This is a genomic window from Pseudoroseicyclus sp. CXY001, from assembly GCF_041714655.1.
Taxonomy (GTDB): domain Bacteria; phylum Pseudomonadota; class Alphaproteobacteria; order Rhodobacterales; family Rhodobacteraceae; genus Pseudoroseicyclus_A.
Genome location: NZ_CP168219.1, coordinates 344,087 through 360,699, shown reverse-complemented (window position 1 = coordinate 360,699; position 16,613 = coordinate 344,087). Strand labels below are relative to the sequence as shown.

Annotated in this window: 28 protein-coding genes; 5 read left to right on the top strand and 23 right to left on the bottom strand. The window is 65.3% G+C overall.

Annotated elements, in window-relative coordinates; all coding sequences use genetic code 11:
• Positions 1–68: 68 nt before the first annotated feature.
• The 9 genes from rplR to rpmC form a co-directional block, all read right to left on the bottom strand.
• Positions 69–428: a 50S ribosomal protein L18 gene (rplR, locus tag ACAZ03_RS01890; RefSeq protein ID WP_373355645.1), complete on the bottom strand. Its 360-nt coding sequence runs from the start codon at positions 426–428 to the stop codon at positions 69–71.
• 11 nt (positions 429–439) lie between these two features.
• Positions 440–973 carry a 50S ribosomal protein L6 gene (gene rplF / locus ACAZ03_RS01885; protein ID WP_373355644.1) on the bottom strand — a complete coding sequence of 178 codons (534 nt, stop codon included), beginning with the start codon at positions 971–973 and terminating at the stop codon, positions 440–442.
• A 10-nt stretch (positions 974–983) separates the two neighbouring features.
• On the bottom strand, positions 984–1,376 hold the full coding sequence (gene rpsH / locus ACAZ03_RS01880; RefSeq protein WP_373355643.1) for a 30S ribosomal protein S8: 393 nt from the start codon (positions 1,374–1,376) through the stop codon (positions 984–986).
• Between the two features lie 13 nt (positions 1,377–1,389).
• On the bottom strand, positions 1,390–1,695 hold the full coding sequence (rpsN, locus tag ACAZ03_RS01875) for a 30S ribosomal protein S14 (protein WP_373355642.1): 306 nt from the start codon (positions 1,693–1,695) through the stop codon (positions 1,390–1,392).
• 17 nt (positions 1,696–1,712) lie between these two features.
• The gene (gene rplE / locus ACAZ03_RS01870; RefSeq protein ID WP_373355641.1) at positions 1,713–2,276 is read right to left on the bottom strand and encodes a 50S ribosomal protein L5; all 564 of its coding nucleotides are present in this window, start codon (positions 2,274–2,276) and stop codon (positions 1,713–1,715) included.
• Entirely contained in the window at positions 2,276–2,581 is a 306-nt protein-coding gene (rplX, locus tag ACAZ03_RS01865) for a 50S ribosomal protein L24 (RefSeq protein WP_373355640.1), read from the bottom strand. Before rplX ends, rplE begins: the two co-directional genes overlap by 1 nt.
• Positions 2,582–2,950, bottom strand: a complete 369-nt coding sequence (rplN, locus tag ACAZ03_RS01860) for a 50S ribosomal protein L14 (RefSeq protein ID WP_373355639.1) — start codon at positions 2,948–2,950, stop codon at positions 2,582–2,584. It abuts the gene before it with no gap.
• A 75-nt stretch (positions 2,951–3,025) separates the two neighbouring features.
• Positions 3,026–3,256, bottom strand: coding sequence for a 30S ribosomal protein S17 (gene rpsQ, locus ACAZ03_RS01855; RefSeq protein ID WP_373355638.1), 231 nt, complete (start codon positions 3,254–3,256; stop codon positions 3,026–3,028).
• 3 nt (positions 3,257–3,259) lie between these two features.
• Complete coding sequence (gene rpmC / locus ACAZ03_RS01850; protein ID WP_373355637.1) at positions 3,260–3,466, bottom strand: 50S ribosomal protein L29; 207 nt, start codon at positions 3,464–3,466, stop codon at positions 3,260–3,262.
• 264 nt (positions 3,467–3,730) lie between these two features.
• Here rpmC and ACAZ03_RS01845 point away from each other — a divergent pair, with 264 nt between their 5' ends.
• Positions 3,731–4,162: a PRC-barrel domain-containing protein gene (locus ACAZ03_RS01845; RefSeq protein ID WP_373355636.1), complete on the top strand. Its 432-nt coding sequence runs from the start codon at positions 3,731–3,733 to the stop codon at positions 4,160–4,162.
• Positions 4,163–4,214: 52 nt separating this feature from the next.
• On the opposite strand, the gene ACAZ03_RS01840 is transcribed toward ACAZ03_RS01845, so the two are convergent.
• The 6 genes from ACAZ03_RS01840 to rplB all read right to left on the bottom strand — a co-directional run bounded on the left by ACAZ03_RS01840 (position 4,215) and on the right by rplB (position 7,607).
• A complete protein-coding gene (locus tag ACAZ03_RS01840; RefSeq protein ID WP_373355635.1) occupies positions 4,215–4,844 on the bottom strand; it encodes a 2OG-Fe(II) oxygenase family protein in 630 nt (209 codons plus the stop codon).
• Positions 4,845–4,955: 111 nt separating this feature from the next.
• Positions 4,956–5,369: a 50S ribosomal protein L16 gene (gene rplP, locus ACAZ03_RS01835; RefSeq protein ID WP_163895056.1), complete on the bottom strand. Its 414-nt coding sequence runs from the start codon at positions 5,367–5,369 to the stop codon at positions 4,956–4,958.
• Between the two features lie 13 nt (positions 5,370–5,382).
• Positions 5,383–6,102, bottom strand: a complete 720-nt coding sequence (gene rpsC / locus ACAZ03_RS01830) for a 30S ribosomal protein S3 (RefSeq protein ID WP_373355634.1) — start codon at positions 6,100–6,102, stop codon at positions 5,383–5,385.
• Positions 6,102–6,482, bottom strand: coding sequence for a 50S ribosomal protein L22 (gene rplV, locus ACAZ03_RS01825; protein ID WP_373355633.1), 381 nt, complete (start codon positions 6,480–6,482; stop codon positions 6,102–6,104). Before rplV ends, rpsC begins: the two co-directional genes overlap by 1 nt.
• 3 nt (positions 6,483–6,485) lie before the next feature.
• Entirely contained in the window at positions 6,486–6,764 is a 279-nt protein-coding gene (rpsS, locus tag ACAZ03_RS01820; protein WP_373355632.1) for a 30S ribosomal protein S19, read from the bottom strand.
• A gap of 3 nt (positions 6,765–6,767) precedes the next feature.
• Positions 6,768–7,607, bottom strand: a complete 840-nt coding sequence (rplB, locus tag ACAZ03_RS01815; RefSeq protein ID WP_373355631.1) for a 50S ribosomal protein L2 — start codon at positions 7,605–7,607, stop codon at positions 6,768–6,770.
• Between the two features lie 280 nt (positions 7,608–7,887).
• Here rplB and ACAZ03_RS01810 point away from each other — a divergent pair, with 280 nt between their 5' ends.
• Genes ACAZ03_RS01810 through ACAZ03_RS01800 form a run of 3 tightly spaced genes read left to right on the top strand, consistent with a single transcriptional unit; the run spans position 7,888 to position 9,145 of the window.
• The gene (locus ACAZ03_RS01810) at positions 7,888–8,229 is read left to right on the top strand and encodes an ArsR/SmtB family transcription factor (RefSeq protein ID WP_373355630.1); all 342 of its coding nucleotides are present in this window, start codon (positions 7,888–7,890) and stop codon (positions 8,227–8,229) included.
• Positions 8,226–8,732, top strand: a complete 507-nt coding sequence (locus ACAZ03_RS01805) for an SRPBCC domain-containing protein (protein WP_373355629.1) — start codon at positions 8,226–8,228, stop codon at positions 8,730–8,732. The genes ACAZ03_RS01810 and ACAZ03_RS01805 overlap by 4 nt, the downstream gene beginning before the upstream one ends.
• Positions 8,732–9,145, top strand: coding sequence for an SRPBCC family protein (locus ACAZ03_RS01800; protein WP_373355628.1), 414 nt, complete (start codon positions 8,732–8,734; stop codon positions 9,143–9,145). Before ACAZ03_RS01805 ends, ACAZ03_RS01800 begins: the two co-directional genes overlap by 1 nt.
• Positions 9,146–9,219: 74 nt before the next feature.
• Here ACAZ03_RS01800 and ACAZ03_RS01795 read toward each other — a convergent pair whose 3' ends face one another.
• The 8 genes from ACAZ03_RS01795 to rpsL form a co-directional block, all read right to left on the bottom strand.
• Entirely contained in the window at positions 9,220–9,516 is a 297-nt protein-coding gene (locus ACAZ03_RS01795; protein ID WP_373355627.1) for a 50S ribosomal protein L23, read from the bottom strand.
• Positions 9,513–10,133: a 50S ribosomal protein L4 gene (gene rplD, locus ACAZ03_RS01790; protein WP_373355626.1), complete on the bottom strand. Its 621-nt coding sequence runs from the start codon at positions 10,131–10,133 to the stop codon at positions 9,513–9,515. The genes ACAZ03_RS01795 and rplD overlap by 4 nt, the downstream gene beginning before the upstream one ends.
• Positions 10,123–10,971, bottom strand: coding sequence for a 50S ribosomal protein L3 (gene rplC, locus ACAZ03_RS01785; protein WP_373355625.1), 849 nt, complete (start codon positions 10,969–10,971; stop codon positions 10,123–10,125). The genes rplD and rplC overlap by 11 nt, the downstream gene beginning before the upstream one ends.
• A gap of 14 nt (positions 10,972–10,985) precedes the next feature.
• Positions 10,986–11,294 carry a 30S ribosomal protein S10 gene (rpsJ, locus tag ACAZ03_RS01780; RefSeq protein WP_373357024.1) on the bottom strand — a complete coding sequence of 103 codons (309 nt, stop codon included), beginning with the start codon at positions 11,292–11,294 and terminating at the stop codon, positions 10,986–10,988.
• A gap of 131 nt (positions 11,295–11,425) precedes the next feature.
• Positions 11,426–12,601, bottom strand: coding sequence for an elongation factor Tu (gene tuf, locus ACAZ03_RS01775; RefSeq protein ID WP_373355400.1), 1,176 nt, complete (start codon positions 12,599–12,601; stop codon positions 11,426–11,428).
• A gap of 81 nt (positions 12,602–12,682) precedes the next feature.
• Complete coding sequence (fusA, locus tag ACAZ03_RS01770; RefSeq protein ID WP_373355624.1) at positions 12,683–14,806, bottom strand: elongation factor G; 2,124 nt, start codon at positions 14,804–14,806, stop codon at positions 12,683–12,685.
• Positions 14,807–14,833: 27 nt separating this feature from the next.
• On the bottom strand, positions 14,834–15,304 hold the full coding sequence (gene rpsG / locus ACAZ03_RS01765) for a 30S ribosomal protein S7 (RefSeq protein WP_373355623.1): 471 nt from the start codon (positions 15,302–15,304) through the stop codon (positions 14,834–14,836).
• Positions 15,305–15,316: 12 nt separating this feature from the next.
• Complete coding sequence (rpsL, locus tag ACAZ03_RS01760; protein WP_163895084.1) at positions 15,317–15,688, bottom strand: 30S ribosomal protein S12; 372 nt, start codon at positions 15,686–15,688, stop codon at positions 15,317–15,319.
• A 672-nt stretch (positions 15,689–16,360) separates the two neighbouring features.
• On the opposite strand from rpsL, the gene ACAZ03_RS01755 reads away from it, so the two are divergent.
• Positions 16,361–16,555, top strand: coding sequence for a VPEID-CTERM sorting domain-containing protein (locus tag ACAZ03_RS01755; RefSeq protein WP_373355622.1), 195 nt, complete (start codon positions 16,361–16,363; stop codon positions 16,553–16,555).
• Positions 16,556–16,613: the final 58 nt, after the last annotated feature.

Below are 16,613 nucleotides of genomic sequence, written 5' to 3'. Positions count from 1 at the left end.
CCCGGATCATCGAGGCGCCCCGGCGGGGCGCCTTCAAAAGCGGAAGGGGCGCCGAGGCGCCCCGCCCATCAGATCTTCAGCCCGTTCTCGCGGGCGGCCTCGGCCAGCGCCTTGATCCGACCGTGGAAGAGGAAGCCCCCACGGTCGAAATAGGCCTCGCTGAAGCCCGCCTTCTTGGCGCGCTCGGCGATCGCCGCACCCACCTTGGCCGCGGCATCGACGTTGTTCTTGCCGACCACGCCGAGATCCTTCTCCAGCGAGGAGGCGGAGGCGACGGTGACGCCGTTCACATCGTCGATCAGCTGGACGCTGATGTTCTTGTTGCTGCGGTGAACGCTCAGGCGCGCGCGCCCGGCGTTGACCTTGCGAAGCTTGCTCCGGACGCGCTGGCGGCGCTTCTGGAACAGGGAGCGTTTCGTCTGTGCCATCTGTCCGGTCCTTACTTCTTCTTGCCTTCCTTGCGGAAGATATACTCGTCCTTGTAGCGGATGCCCTTGCCCTTGTAGGGCTCCGGCGCGCGCCATTCGCGGATATTGGCCGCGACCTGGCCGACGAGTTGCTGATCAGCGCCTTCGACGATGATTTCCGTCAGCTTCGGGGCCGTCACGGTGACGCCCTCCGGCACCGGGAAATCGACGTCATGCGAATAGCCGAGCGCCAGTTTCAGGGTGTTGCCCTGCATCTGCGCCCGGTAGCCGACGCCCTGGATCTCGAGCTCTTTCTTGAAGCCGTCCGTAACGCCGGTGACGCAGTTCTGCACCATGGTGCGGGACATGCCCCATTGCTGGCGGGCGCGCTTCGAGGTGCCGCGCGGCGTGACGGAGATCGCGCCATCGTCGAGCGTGATGGTCACATCGTCGGTCGCCGTGAAGCTGCGGGTGCCCTTCGGCCCCTTCACTTCGACATGCTGGCCCTTCACCTCGGCAGTGACGCCGGAGGGGAGCGGGACGGGACGTTTTCCGATTCGAGACATGGTTCCCTCCTCAGAAGACGGTGCAGATGACCTCGCCGCCGACATTGGCAGCGCGGGCATGTGCATCCGACATCACGCCCTTGGGCGTGGAGACGATGGAGACACCAAGGCCCTGGCGCACTTGCGGCAGGTCGATGGCGGCGGAATAGACCCGGCGGCCGGGCTTGGAGACGCGCTTGAGCTCGCGGATCACGGGGGTGCCCTCGTAATACTTCAGCGAGATCTCGAGCGCCGGGTGACCGTTCTTGTCGGTCGCCTCTTCGTAGCCGCGGATGTAGCCCTCGTCGCGGAGCACGTCGAGGACGTGCGCCCGCAGCTTGGACGCCGGGGTGACGACCGTGGATTTGCCACGCATCTGGGCGTTGCGGATCCGGGTCAGCATATCACCGATGGGATCGTTCATCACATGCTTCTCCTTACCAGCTCGACTTCACGAGGCCGGGGATCTCGCCGTTCGAGCCGAGCTCGCGCAGCATGATCCGGCTCACCTTCAGCTTGCGATAGTAGGCGTGGGGACGCCCGGTGAGCTGGCAGCGGTTGTGCAGACGGGTGGGCGAGGAGTTACGGGGCAGCTTGGCGAGGTCGAGCGACGCCTTGAAGCGCTCTTCCACCGGCTTGTCCTTGTCCTCGATGATCGCCTTCAGCGCGGCGCGCTTGTCGGCGTATTGCTTCACGAGACGCTCACGCTTCTTCTCGCGTTCGATCATGGATTTCTTGGCCATATCTCTTTCTCCCGCGATCAGCTGTTGAACGGCATGTTGAAGTGCTTGAGCAGCGCCTTGGCTTCGGCATCGGTCTTCGCATTGGTGCAGATGACGATGTCGATGCCCCAGACCTCATCGACCTTGTCGAAGTTGATCTCGGGGAAGACGATGTGTTCCTTGATGCCGCAGGCATAGTTGCCGCGACCGTCGAAGCTCTTGCCGGGAACGCCGCGGAAGTCGCGGACGCGCGGCATGGCCACGGTGATCAGGCGGTCGAGGAATTCGTACATCCGGTTGCCGCGCAGCGTGACCTTGGCGCCGAGCGGCATGCCTTCACGAACGCGGAAGCCGGCGATGGACTTCTTGGCCTTGGTCACGACGGCGCGCTGGCCGGCGATGAGGCTGAGATCGTCCTGGGCCGACTTGACCTTCTTGGAATCACGCACGCTCTCGGAGCCGGCGCCGATGTTGAGAACGATCTTCTCGAGCGACGGGATCTGCATGTCGTTCTTGTAGCCGAACTCTTCCTTGAGCTGGGCCTTGATCGTCTCCCGGTACGCCGCCTTGAGGCGCGGGGTATAGGTGGCAGTATCAAGCATCAGATCGCCTCCCCGGTGGTCTTGAAGAACCGGACCTTCTTGCCGTCTTCCTCGCGGAAGCCGACGCGGCTGGCCTTGCCGTTGCCATCGACCACGGCGAGGTTGCTCAGGTCGATCGGCATGGCTTTCGGCACGCGGCCGCCCTGGCTGGACTGGCTCTGTTTCGTGTGACGGATCGCGATGTTGACGCCCGAGACGACGGCCTTGCCGGCCTTCGGGTTCACGCTTTCGATCTCGCCGGTCGCGCCCTTGTCCTTGCCGGCAAGCACGACGACCTTGTCACCTTTGCGGAGTTTGGCAGCCATCTAGAGCACCTCCGGAGCAAGCGAAATGATCTTCATGAAGTTCTTGGCGCGCAGTTCGCGCACGACCGGCCCGAAGATGCGGGTGCCGACCGGCTCGTTCTGGTTGTTCAGAATGACGGCGGCATTGCGGTCGAAGCGGATGGAGGTGCCGTCCTCGCGGCGCACTTCCTTGGCCGTGCGCACGACCACGGCCTTGCGGACATCGCCTTTCTTGACGCGGCCACGCGGGATCGCTTCCTTGACGGAAACGACGATGATGTCGCCCACCGAGGCGTAACGGCGGTGCGACCCGCCGAGAACCTTGATGCACTGCACCTTCCGCGCGCCGGAATTGTCAGCGACATCCAGATTGGTCTGCATCTGGATCATGTGGTTTCTCCCGACCTTTGAGGGCTGTTCTGTTGTTGGCCCTCAGGGTTTCGATCAAACCGGGTGTGACGGCCTTTAGGAGGCGATCACCTCCCAGCGCTTGGTCTTCGATTTCGGCGCGCATTCCTGGATGCGCACGGTGTCGCCGACGTTGAAGGAGCCGATCTCGTCGTGAGCGCGGTACTTCTTCGAGGAGCGGACGGTCTTGTGGAGGAGCGGGTGCTTGTAGCGCCGCTCGACGGTCACGGTGACGGTCTGGGCGTTGGCCGTGGAGGTCACGGTGCCTTGCAGGATACGCTTGGGCATGGATCAGGCCTCCGCGGCGGCGGCAGCCGCCTTTTCGTTCAGGATCGTCTTCACGCGGGCCACGTCACGCTTGACCTGGCGCATGCGCGCGGTGTTCTCGAGCTGGCCGGTGGCCTGCTGGAAACGGAGGTTGAAGGCCTCCTTCTTGAGATCGACAAGCTGGGTCCGGAGCTCGTCCGGCGTCTTGTCACGCAGTTCGCTGGCGTTCATGTCGCCCTTTTCCTTTCAACATCACCGGAGAGCCCCTCCTCGTCAGTCGCGAGGGTCACCCTGATTCCCGGTGGAGTACGTGGATGAGGGGGGCGGATAGCCCACATCCGCGTGCATTGCAAGCGTTGTGGCCAGAAGCCTGCTGGGCGGGCCCGCGTGGAGGGCCCCCGAGCCCCGAAGTCAAGCGAAAGAGCAAAAAAGAAAGGGTGGAACGGTGGCCGGGGGGGCCGTGTTGGTCCGGCAATGAACGAAAGGAGAAATGACATGAAACGTCTTTTCGCAAGCACGCTCGCGCTCACGATCGCCGCCTCCGGGGCCTATGCCCAGGACATGATGATGGACGGCTATGACCGTGGGGAGCTCATCCGCACCCGCGACATCACCGGCGGCGACATCTACACGACCAACGCGGCCAACGACGAAGGCTGGGATGCCTCGACCGTGTATGACGGCGTCGGCGACGGCTGGAACGAGATCGGCGAGATCGAGGACCTGATCCTCTCCCGCGACGGCCAGCTCATCGGCATCGTGGCCGAGGTCGGCGGCTTCCTCGACATTGCCGACAAGCATGTTGTGATCCCCGTCGAGAACGTCAGCCTCGTGGCCGTCGACGATCGCGAATACGCCTTCGTCACGCGCTACAACGAAGAGCAGCTCGAAGAGCTGGAAGATGTCGACGAAGGCTGGTGGGACTGACCCACGCCATCTTTGAGACGAAAGAATGCGGCCCCTTCGGGGGCCGCATTTTTCATGCGCCGGTGCTCCAGGCGTAGTTGAAGGAAACGGAGATCCGCTCCTCCTCCGCCATGTTCATGGGCACCTCGTGGCGCAGCCAGCTTTCCCACAGAAGCACGTCGCCGACCTCGGGCTTGACGTAGACGAACTGGCGCAACCCTTCCGCCGTGCCCTTCCGCCGCGTGGGGGCGGCCATCATCATCGGCAGGCGGGGGTCTTCGAGCTTGAGCGCCGAGGTGCCCTCGGGCATCGCCACATAGGTCGTCCCCGAGATCACCGAATGCGGGTGGATGTGGCTCCCATGCGTGCCGCCCTCGGGCAGGATGTTGATCCACAGATCTTCCAGCACCAGCGGCCGCCCCTCCAGATCGAAGCCGAGCTCCTCCGCGAAGGCCGCGACATGCGCGTCGAGCGCGGTTACGAGGCTCTGGAAGATGTCGAACCGCCAGGGCAGGTCGGTGAGCGAGGCATAGGAGGTGTAGCCGGGGTAGCCGTTGGCCTCGCACCATTCCTGCCCCGCCTCGTCATCTTCGGCGATGGTGATGCAGGAGGCCTCGAGCTCGGCCGCGTCGATGGCGGGGCCATGCTCGGCGAGCGGGGCGCGATAGAGCGGGGTGACGAAGAGGGGGGTGATCTCGGCCATGGCAGGCTCCCGGGTGGCGGTGTGCTCCCGCCTTACAGGAGCCCGCCGGAAAAGGAAAAGGCCCCCGCCGTCGCCGGCAGGGGCCCTTTCGATGTCGTGAGGCCGGAGGCCTTACCAGTCCTCGCGGACCACGGTCTTGGTCTTGATCGGCAGCTTCATCGCGGCCAGGCGCAGGGCCTCGCGGGCGATGTCTTCGGCGACGCCGTCGATCTCGAACATGATCCGCCCCGGCTTGACCTTGGCGGCCCAGAAGTCGACCGAGCCCTTGCCTTTACCCATCCGCACTTCGACGGGCTTCGACGAGACGGCGACGTCCGGGAAGATCCGGATCCAGACCCGGCCCTGACGCTTCATGTGACGCGTCAGCGCCCGGCGGGCGGCTTCGATCTGGCGGGCGGTGACCCGCTCGGGCTCGAGCGCCTTCAGGCCAAAGGTGCCGAAGTTCAGGGCAGAGCCGCCCTTCGCTTCGCCGTGGATCCGGCCCTTGTGCTGTTTGCGGAATTTCGTGCGCTTCGGTTGCAGCATCTGTCATTCCTCCTTAGCGGTCGCCCCGGCCGTGGGGCCGGGCGCCACGCGGCACGGAGGCGTCCTGCAGTTCCTGCGACTTGCGTTCGCGGGCCTGCGGGTCGTGCTCCATGATCTCGCCTTTGAAGATCCACACCTTGATGCCGATGATGCCGTAGGGCGTCATGGCCTCGGAGAGGGCGTAGTCGATATCGGCACGCAGGGTGTGCAGCGGCACGCGGCCGTCACGCGTCCATTCCGTGCGGGCGATCTCGGCGCCGCCGAGGCGGCCGGAGAGGTTCACCCGGATGCCGAGGGCACCCATGCGCATGGCATTCTGCACGGCGCGCTTCATGGCGCGGCGGAAGCCGACACGGCGCTCGAGCTGCTGGGCGATGCTTTCCCCCACCAGCGCGGCGTCGAGCTCGGGCTTGCGCACCTCGACGATGTTGAGATGCAGCTCGGAATCCGTCAGGTTCGAAAGCTTCTTCCGCAGCGTCTCGATGTCAGCGCCCTTCTTGCCGATGATGACACCGGGGCGGGCGGCGTGGATCGTGACCCGGCACTTGCGGTGCGGACGTTCGATGATCACGCGGGAGATACCGGCCTGCTTGCACTCCTTCTTGATGAACTCCTTGATGCGGATGTCCTCAAGAAGAAGGTCGCCGAAATCCTTCGTGTTTGCGTACCAGCGGCTGTCCCAGGTCCGGTTGACCTGAAGACGCATGCCGACGGGATTGACCTTGTTACCCATTAGGCTTGCTCCTCGACCTGACGGACCTTGATGGTGAGCTCAGAGAACGGCTTCATGATCCGGCCGTAGCGGCCGCGAGCGCGGGGTCGGCCGCGCTTCATGATCAGGTTCTTGCCCACAAAGGCCTCGGCGACGACGAGATCGTCGACGTCCAGGTTGTGGTTGTTCTCGGCATTGGCGATGGCCGACTGCAGGCACTTCTTGACGTCCTGCGCGATGCGGCGCTTCGAGAAGGTGAGGTCGGCGAGCGCCGTCTCGACCTTCTTGCCACGGATCATCGCGGCCACCAGGTTCAGCTTCTGCGGCGAGGTCCGAAGCATGCGCAGTTTCGCCATGGCTTCGTTGTCGGCCACGCGGCGGGGGTTCTTTTCCTTGCCCATGACTTACTTCCGCTTCGCTTTTTTGTCGGCGGCGTGACCGTAGTAGGTCCGCGTCGGCGCGTATTCACCGAACTTCTGGCCGATCATGTCCTCGGAGATGAGGACGGGGATGTGTTTCTGACCGTTGTAGACGCCAAACGTCAGGCCCACGAACTGGGGCAGGATCGTCGAGCGGCGCGACCAGATCTTGATGACTTCGTTACGCCCGCCTTCGCGCGACTTCTCCGCCTTTTTCAGGACGTAGCTGTCGACGAACGGGCCTTTCCAAACAGAGCGCGACATGGATTAGCGGCCTTTCCGAGCGTGGCGCGAGCGAACGATGAGCTTCGACGACGCCTTCTTTCTGTTCCGGGTGCGGTTGCCCTTGGTGCCCTTGCCCCACGGCGTGACCGGGTGGCGGCCACCGGAGGTGCGGCCCTCACCACCACCATGCGGGTGGTCGATCGGGTTCATGGCAACACCGCGAACGGAGGGGCGGATGCCCTTGTGGCGGTTGCGGCCGGCCTTGCCGATGTCCTGGTTGGAATTGTCGGGGTTCGACACGGCACCGACGGTGGCCATGCATTCCTGACGGACCAGCCGGAGCTCACCGGACGAGAGGCGCAGCTGCGCGTAGCCGCCATCGCGGCCGACGAATTGCGCGTAGGTGCCGGCGGCGCGGGCGATCTGGCCACCTTTGCCGGGCTTCAGCTCGACATTGTGGACGATCGTGCCGATCGGCATGCCGGAGAACGGCATCGCGTTGCCCGGCTTGATGTCGACCTTGGCGCCGGCATAGATCTTGTCGCCCACGGCGAGGCGCTGCGGCGCCAGGATGTAGGCTTGCTCGCCGTCCTCGTACTGGACGAGGGCGATGAAGGCGGTGCGGTTGGGATCATATTCGATCCGCGCGACGACCGCGGCCATGTCGTGCTTGGTGCGTTTGAAATCGACGATGCGATAGAGGCGCTTCGCCCCGCCGCCCTTGCGGCGCATCGTGATCCGGCCGGTGTTGTTCCGGCCGCCGTTCTTCGTCAGACCTTCGGTCAGCGCCTTGACGGGGCGCCCCTTCCAAAGTTCCGAACGGTCGATCAGCACCAGCCCGCGCTGGCCCGGCGTCGTCGGCTTATACGACTTGAGTGCCATGCTTTCTGTCTTCCGTTGCTTGCGGGCCGTTGCCCGGCAGGTGACCGGGGCCCGTCTGTGATTGAGGGCCCCGAAGGTCCCAGGATGAAGGGCCCCGAAGGTCCCCGACTTGGTGCCCCCGGAGGAGCAAAAACGAAGCCCCGGACGAATCCGGGGCTTACGCGGATGGCCTCCCTTAAGGGAGTTGCGGCAACGGGTCAAGCGAGGCGGGAGGCGCGGGCTGGGCGGCTCGATACTTCACCATTGACAGAACTATCCGACTCGCCGCATGGTTCACCACATGGAAAACCATTCCGACACGCTCGACACCCTCTTCCAGGCCCTCGCCGATCCGACCCGGCGGGCCGTGGTGCAACGGCTGGGGCAGGGCCCCGCGGCGGTCAGCGACCTGGCTGAGCCGTTCCAGATGGGGCTGCCGGCGTTCCTCAAGCACATCTCCGTGCTTGAGGCCGCCGGGCTCGTCAGCTCCATCAAGGTCGGCCGCGTGCGCACCTGCACGCTGGAAGAACAGCGCCTCGAAGCGGCCGCCGGCTGGTTCGAGGAACAGCGCGACCTCTGGAAGGCGCGCTACGAGCAGCTCGACGACTTGCTCGGCACCCTCAAGCAAAGGAAAACCCAATGACCGCCCATCGCTACGACTTCACTCCGGACCTGGAGGCGGCCACGCTCTCCATCGCCCGCGAGTTCGACGCCCCGCGCGACCTCGTCTGGGCGTGCTACACCACGGCCGAGCTCCTCGACCGCTGGTATGCCCCGAAGCCACTCACCGCGCGCACCAGCCATCTCGACTTCGCCGAAGGCGGCTACTGGCTCTTCGCGATGGTGATGCCCGACGGCACCGAATTCTGGAGCCGGCAGGATTACGAGCGCATCACCCCGAGGGACCGCTTCTCCGCCTATGACGCCTTCAGCGACGCCTCGGGCGCCATCGACCCCGCCATGCCCCGCGCCTCGATGGTGCTGACCTTCACCCCGCTCGGCGACCGCACGCTGGTGCAGACCGAGCTGGCCTATCCCTCGACGGAGGATCTGCAGAAGGTCATCGACATGCAGATGGAGGAGGGCCTCGCCTCCACCCTCGAACGGCTCGACGAGCTGCTCGTCTCGCTGAAGGAGGAGGTGTGATGGCCGAGAAGATCACCGTCGACGCCCTGATCGACGCCCCGCCCGCCCGCGCCTGGGCCGCCTATGTCGAGCCCGAGCATATCACGGAGTGGAACTTCGCCAGCGACGACTGGTGCTGCCCCTCCGCCTCGAACGACCTCCGCCCCGGCGGCCGCTACGTGGCGCGGATGGAGGCGAAGGACGGCTCGATGGGCTTCGACTTCGAGGCGGTCTACGATGCCGTGAGCCCGGGCGAGGGTTTCACCATGACCATGCCGGACGGCAGGGTGGTGGAGACGCGCTTCACGCCGGAGGGCGAGGGCACCCGCGTCACGACCACCTTCGATGCCGAGGGCGCGCATTCGGCCGAGATGCAGCGCGAGGGCTGGCAGGCGATCCTTGACAACTACAAGGCCCATGCCGAGGCCGTCTGACCCCCTGCCCCCGAGGCCCCGAACGCAAAAGGCCCCCGCTCTCGCGGGGGCCTTTCCTGTCTCTGCCGACCGGTTCAGAGCCCGGTCGAGACGTCGATCGTGTTGCCCTCGACGAGCGTCACATAGGCCTTCTTCACGCTCTTGCGCGTGCCGAGCTGGCCGCGGAAGCGCTTGACCTTGCCCTTGGTGATGGTGGTGTTCACCGCCTTCACCTTGACGCCGAAGAGCTCCTCGACCGCCTGCTTGATCTGCGGCTTGGAGGCCGCGATGTCGACCTCGAAGACGACGGCATTGGCCTCGGAGGCCATGGTGGCCTTCTCGGTCACGACCGGCGAGCGGATCACGTCGTAATGGTCTGCCTTGGCACTCATTTCAGACGAGCCTCCAGAGCTTCGACCCCTGCCTTGGTCAGCACCAGGGTGCCGGCCCGCAGGATGTCATAGACATTGGCCCCCATCGAGGGGAGCACGTTCAGGTTGGCGATGTTCGCCGCGGCGCGGGCGAAATCGCCGTTGACCTCGGCGCCGTCGATGACCAGCGGCTTCTGCCAGCCGAGGGTCTTGACCGTGTTGGCCAGCGCCTTCGTCTTGGCATCCGACAGCTCGGCGGCCTCGATGATGACCAGCTCGCCCGCCTTCAGCTTGGCCGACAGCGCATGGCGCAGGCCCAGCTTGCGGAACTTCTTGGTCAGCTCGTGCTCGTGGCTGCGCGGCGTCGGCCCCTTGTAGGTGCCGCCGTGCCGGAAGATCGGCGCCTTCTTGGAGCCGTGGCGAGCGCCGCCCGTGCCCTTCTGGCGATAGATCTTCTTGGTCGAGTAGCTCACATCGGAGCGACCCAGCGTCGAGTGCGTGCCCTGCTGGGCACGCGCCCGCTGCCAGCGCACGACGCGGTGGAGGATATCCGACCGCGGCTCCAGCCCGAAGATCTCGTCGGAGAGATCGACGGAGCCGGCGCTCTTGCCGTCGAGATTGATGGCATCAGCTTTCATTGGACTCGTCTCCTTCCGACGGCTGGTCGGAGGCCTCGGCCTCCTTCAGCGCGGCTTCTTCGGCGGCGGCCTGCTCGGCGGCCAGACGTTCAGCCTCCGCAGCCTCCTCGGCAGCAGCCTGCTCGGCAGCTTCCGCGGCGACCCGCTCGGCCTCGGCCTTGGCGCTCTTCAGCGCCGCCGGGTAGATGAGGTTCTCGGGCAGCGGCTTCTTCACCGCATCCTTGATGGTGACCCAGCCGCCCTTGGTGCCGGGGACGGCACCCTTGACCATGATGAGGCCACGGTCGGCATCGGTGCGGACGACTTGCAGGTTCTGCGTGGTCACGCGCACGGCGCCCATGTGGCCGGCCATCTTCTTGCCCTTGAACACCTTGCCCGGGTCCTGGCACTGGCCGGTGGAGCCATGCGAACGGTGCGAGATGGACACGCCGTGGGACGCCCGGAGGCCCCCGAAGTTGTGCCGCTTCATCGCACCGGCAAAGCCCTTACCGGTCGAGGTGCCCGAGACATCCACGAACTGGCCGGCGAAATAGTGATCCGCGATGATCTCCTCGCCGATCCCGATCAGGTTCTCGGGGTCGACGCGGAACTCCGCGATCTTCCGCTTCGGCTCGACCTTGGCGGCCGCGAAATGGCCGCGCAGGGCGCGCGTGGTGTTCTTGGCCTTGGCGGTGCCGGCGCCGAGCTGGACGGCGGCATAGCCGTCCTTCTCGATCGTGCGGGTCGCCACGACCTGCAGGTTGTCCAGTTGCAGGACGGTCACGGGGACCTGCCTGCCGTCTTCCAGGAAGAGCCGGGTCATCCCGACCTTCTTTGCGATCACTCCGGAGCGCAACATCGGCGAGCCCTCCCTCAAACCTTGATCTCGACATCCACGCCGGCGGCGAGGTCGAGCTTCATCAGCGCGTCCACCGTCTGCGGGGTCGGGTCCACGATATCCAGGAGCCGCTTGTGGGTGCGGATCTCGAACTGGTCGCGGGATTTCTTGTCGATATGCGGCCCACGGAGAACCGTGAACTTCTCGATCTTGTTCGGCAGGGGGATCGGGCCACGCACCGAAGCGCCGGTGCGCTTGGCGGTCTGCACGATCTCATGCGTCGAGGCGTCGAGGACGCGATAGTCGAACGCCTTGAGCCGGATGCGGATGTTTTGGCTTTGCACGGCCATGTGGATTGCCCTTCGCGGCTTGTCTCATTCCCGAGAGGTGGACGGCGCGGGATTGCCCTGCCCACATCGGTTCTTGGTCTTGCGGCGGGTGCCGGGCGCCGCGATGGCGCCCGGCCCTACCGGATTCAGGCGACGATCTTGGAGACGACGCCGGAGCCGACGGTGCGGCCGCCTTCACGGATGGCGAAGCGCAGGCCTTCTTCCATGGCGATCGGGTAGATCAGCTCGGCTTCCAGCTTCAGGTTGTCGCCCGGCATCACCATCTCGGTGCCCGAGGGCAGCGTCACGGTGCCGGTCACATCCGTCGTGCGGAAGTAGAACTGCGGACGGTAGTTCGCGAAGAACGGCGTGTGGCGGCCGCCCTCTTCCTTGGTCAGGATGTAGACCTCGGCCTCGAACTTCGTGTGCGGCTTCACCGAGCCCGGCTTGCAGAGCACCTGGCCCCGCTCGACGCCGTCCCGCTCGATGCCGCGCAGCAGCGCGCCGATGTTGTCGCCGGCCTCGCCGCGATCGAGCAGCTTGCGGAACATCTCGACGCCCGTGCAGGTCGTCTTCTTGGTGTCCTTGATGCCCACGATCTCGAGCTCGTCGCCGACGTTGACGACACCGCGCTCGACGCGGCCGGTCACGACCGTGCCGCGGCCGGAGATCGAGAACACGTCCTCGATCGGCATCAGGAACGGCTGGTCGACGGCGCGCTCCGGCGTCGGGATGAACTCATCCACGGCCGCCATCAGCTCCTTGATCTTCTCTTCGCCGATCTCCGGGTCGCGGCCTTCGAGGGCAGCGAGCGCCGAGCCGGCGATGATCGGAATGTCGTCGCCGGGGAACTCGTAGGAGGAGAGCAGCTCGCGCACTTCCATCTCGACGAGCTCGAGCAGCTCGGCGTCATCGACCTGGTCGACCTTGTTGAGGAACACCACGAGCGCCGGCACGCCGACCTGGCGGGCAAGCAGGATGTGCTCGCGCGTCTGCGGCATCGGGCCGTCGGCGGCGTTCACCACGAGGATGCCGCCGTCCATCTGCGCGGCGCCGGTGATCATGTTCTTCACATAGTCGGCGTGGCCGGGGCAGTCGACGTGGGCGTAGTGGCGCGCCTCGGTCTCGTACTCGACGTGGGCGGTCGAGATCGTGATGCCGCGCGCCTTCTCTTCCGGCGCCGCGTCGATCTGGTCGTAGGCCTGGAAGTCGCCGAAATACTTCGTGATCGCCGCCGTCAGCGTCGTCTTGCCGTGGTCCACGTGACCGATCGTCCCGATGTTCACGTGCGGCTTGTTGCGTTCAAACTTGGCCTTGGACATGGTGTCTTCCTTTTGTCGGGTGCCGGGCTTGCGCCCGGCCTACGGGGTGGAGGGTAGGCCGGGCTCGAGCCCGGCATCCCGTCATGCGTATTTCTTCTGGATCTCGTCCGAGATGTTCTGCGGCACGGCCTCGTAATGGTCGAACTGCATCGTGAACACCGCGCGGCCCGAAGACATCGAGCGCAGGTTGTTGATGTAGCCGAACATGTTGGCGAGCGGCACGAAGGCGTTGATCACGTTGGCGTTGCCGCGCGTGTCCTGCCCCTGCACCATGCCCCGCCGCGAGGTGAGGTCACCGATGATCGAGCCGGTGTACTCCTCGGGGGAGACGACCTCGACCTTCATGATCGGCTCGAGCAGCTTGGCGCCGGCCTTGCGGAGACCTTCGCGCATGCACATGCGGCTGGCGATCTCGAAGGCCAGGACCGAGGAGTCCACGTCGTGGAACTTGCCGTCGACCAGCGCGACCTTGAAGTCGATCACCGGGAAGCCGGCCAGCGGGCCCGAGTCCATCACCGAGTTGATGCCCTTCTCGACGCCGGGGATGTATTCCTTCGGCACGGCACCACCGACGATGCGGCTTTCGAAGGAATAGCCTTCGCCCGGCTCTGTCGGCGAGATGACGAGCTTGACTTCGGCGAACTGGCCGGAGCCGCCCGACTGCTTCTTGTGCGTATAGGTGTGCTCGATCTCGTGACCGATGGTCTCGCGATAGGCCACCTGCGGCGCACCGATGTTCGCCTCGACCTTGAACTCCCGCTTGAGGCGGTCGACGAGGATGTCGAGGTGAAGTTCGCCCATGCCCTTCATGATCGTCTGGCCCGATTCAAGATCGGTCTCGACGCGGAAGGACGGGTCTTCGGCGGCAAGCCGCTGCAGACCCATGGACATCTTCTCCTGGTCGGCCTTCGTCTTCGGCTCGACGGCGATCTCGATCACCGGGTCGGGGAAGGTCATCGTTTCCAGCACGACCGGCTTCGACGGATCGCAAAGCGTGTCGCCCGTGGTCGTGGCCTTCAGGCCGGCCAGCGCGATGATGTCGCCGGCATACGCCTCGGTGATCTCTTCCTGCTTGTTGGAGTGCATCATGACCATACGGCCGATGCGCTCACGGTTGCCCTTGGTGGAGTTCAGCAGGCTCTCGCCCTTCACCATCTTGCCCGAGTAGATGCGGGTGAACGTGAGGGTGCCCATGAAGGGGTCGTTCATGATCTTGAACGCGAGGCCCGAGAAGGGCTCGTCGTCATCGGCATGACGGGCGATGTTGCGCTCTTCGGTCTCGTCATCGGGCGAGAAGCCCATGTAGGCCGGCACGTCGAGCGGCGACGGCAGGAAGTCGATGACGGAGTTGAGAAGCGGCTGGACGCCCTTGTTCTTGAACGCGGAGCCGGCAGTGACGGGCACGAAGGTCAGCGACAGGCAGCCCTTGCGGACGAGGCCGCGCAGCGTGTCGACATCGGGCTCTTCGCCTTCGAGATAGGCCATCATGGCGTCGTCGTCCATTTCGACGGCGTTCTCGATCAGCGTGGCGCGCCATTCGTTGGCGACGTCCTGCAGGTCGGCACGGATCGGCTGGCGCACCCAGGAGGCACCCAGGTCTTCACCCTGCCAGACCCACTCTTCCATGGTGATCAGGTCGATGATGCCTTCGAGGTTGTCCTCGGCACCGATCGGCAGCGCGACGGGCACCGGGGTGGCGCCGGTGCGTTCCTTGATCATGCGGACGCAGTTGAAGAAGTCGGCGCCGATCTTGTCCATCTTGTTGACGAAGACGATGCGCGGCACCTTGTAGCGGTCGGCCTGGCGCCAGACGGTTTCCGTCTGCGGCTCGACACCGGCGTTGCCGTCGAGCAGGCAGATCGCGCCGTCGAGCACGGCGAGCGAGCGCTCGACCTCGATGGTGAAGTCGACGTGGCCGGGGGTGTCGATGATGTTGAAGCGGTACTTCGTGTCCGAGGTGCCGTCAGCCGTCGGGTCATCCTGCCGCTGCCAGAAGGTGGTCGTGGCGGCGGAGGTGATGGTGATCCCGCGCTCCTGCTCCTGCTCCATCCAGTCCATCGTGGCGGCGCCATCGTGGACTTCGCCGATCTTGTGCGAGCGGCCGGTGTAGAAAAGGATGCGTTCGGTCGTCGTGGTCTTGCCCGCATCGATGTGGGCCATGATCCCGATGTTCCGGTAGCGCTTGAGGGGGTAGTCGCGTGCCATGGGAAGGGTCCTCAGGCTGAAGTTCGGTTACCAGCGGTAGTGGCTGAAGGCCTTGTTGGCATCGGCCATCTTGTGCGTGTCTTCGCGCTTCTTCACGGCGGAGCCGCGGCCGTTCACTGCATCGAGCAGCTCGCCGGCAAGGCGCTCTTCCATCGTGTTTTCGTTGCGCTTCTTCGACGCCTCGATCAGCCAGCGGATCGCCAGGGCCTCGCGGCGCTCGGGGCGCACCTCGACGGGGACCTGGTAGGTGGCGCCGCCGACCCGGCGGGAGCGGACCTCGAGGCTCGGCTTGATGTTGTCGAGCGCCTCGTGGAACACCTCGACGGGGGCGCGCTTGAGGCGGCCTTCCACGCGGTCGAAGGCATTGTAGACGATGCGCTCGGCGACGGCTTTCTTGCCGTCGATCATCAGGTTGTTCATGAACTTCGTCAGCACCCGATCGCCGAACTTGGCATCGGGGAGGACTTCACGCTTCTCGGCGGCATGACGGCGGGACATTCGGCGAACTCCTTACTTCGGACGCTTGGCGCCGTATTTCGAACGGCGCTGCTTGCGGTCTTTGACGCCCTGCGTGTCGAGGACACCGCGCAGGATGTGATAACGGACGCCCGGAAGGTCCTTCACACGGCCGCCGCGAATGAGCACGACCGAGTGCTCCTGCAGGTTGTGGCTTTCGCCGGGGATGTAGGAGATCACCTCGTACTGGTTCGTCAGGCGAACCTTGGCGACCTTCCGCATGGCGGAGTTCGGCTTCTTCGGCGTCGTGGTGTAGACGCGCGTGCAGACGCCCCGCTTCTGCGGGCAGCCCTCGAGGTGCTGCGACTTCGACTTCGTGACCTTCGGCTTCCGCGGCTTGCGGATCAGCTGCTGGATCGTTGGCATTGGGCTCTTTTCCCCGCTTCCTGCTGTTCGCGGCCCCTTGGGTCCGCCGATCGTCTCTCGTGCTTCAAGGCCGCGGATATCCGCAGCCTTCGTTCATCCGGGGCGCCGCATCGGCGGTGCCCGTTCCTCCGTGGCGCGCGGGCGCATGGAGCGCGCGGCACAACGCAAATACCCGCAAGCGCTCCCTGGTCCGGGGAAGCGGTGCGGTGGGTCTTACAGAGGATCGGGGCTCAGGCCCGGATCGTGACCACTCAACTCTGATTTTCAGGCCGCAAGGATGCCCATGCGCCTGAGTGGTGGCCGTATAGGGGGAGTCGGAAGGGCTGTCAACAGCGGCCCCTGACGCCGCTGGACGGCCCGGGCGCCTCCGCCGACCCTCTCCCCTACATACGCGCGCGCGAGGGTGCGTGCCAGGGTGGGCCCCCGGGAGGAGAGGGCGAATCGGACCTGCCGCGGATTCGGCGCGAGGCCCGCGAAGGGCCGCTCCAACCCGGTGCAGTCTTTCGACAAATTGTAAACAATCCCGCCGAGCCCCAGCGATTGCGGGCGACCCCACGAACGAACACCCCGAAATTTGGCGGTTTTCTTCATTTCACTGGCGAAACGTTAGAATTGTCGTAAACCTTTCCATGCCGCCAGAGCGGCGACCAATATTTTCACGAGGGAAACCATATGAACAAGCTTCTCACCGGTCTCGTGGCGCTGCCGCTCACGATCGCGTCCGCGCCTGCTTTCGCCACCTGCTACTACGGCTGCACCCCGCCGACCACCAACGTTCCGGAAATCGACGCCTCCGCCGGCCTTCTCGGCCTGGCCGCCGTCGCTGCCGTGACCCTGCTGGTCCACGCCCGTCGCCGCAACGCCTGAGGCGTTCGGACCGATCAAGACGCAAAGCGGCGCAGTCCTGGGGCTGCGCCGCTTTTCT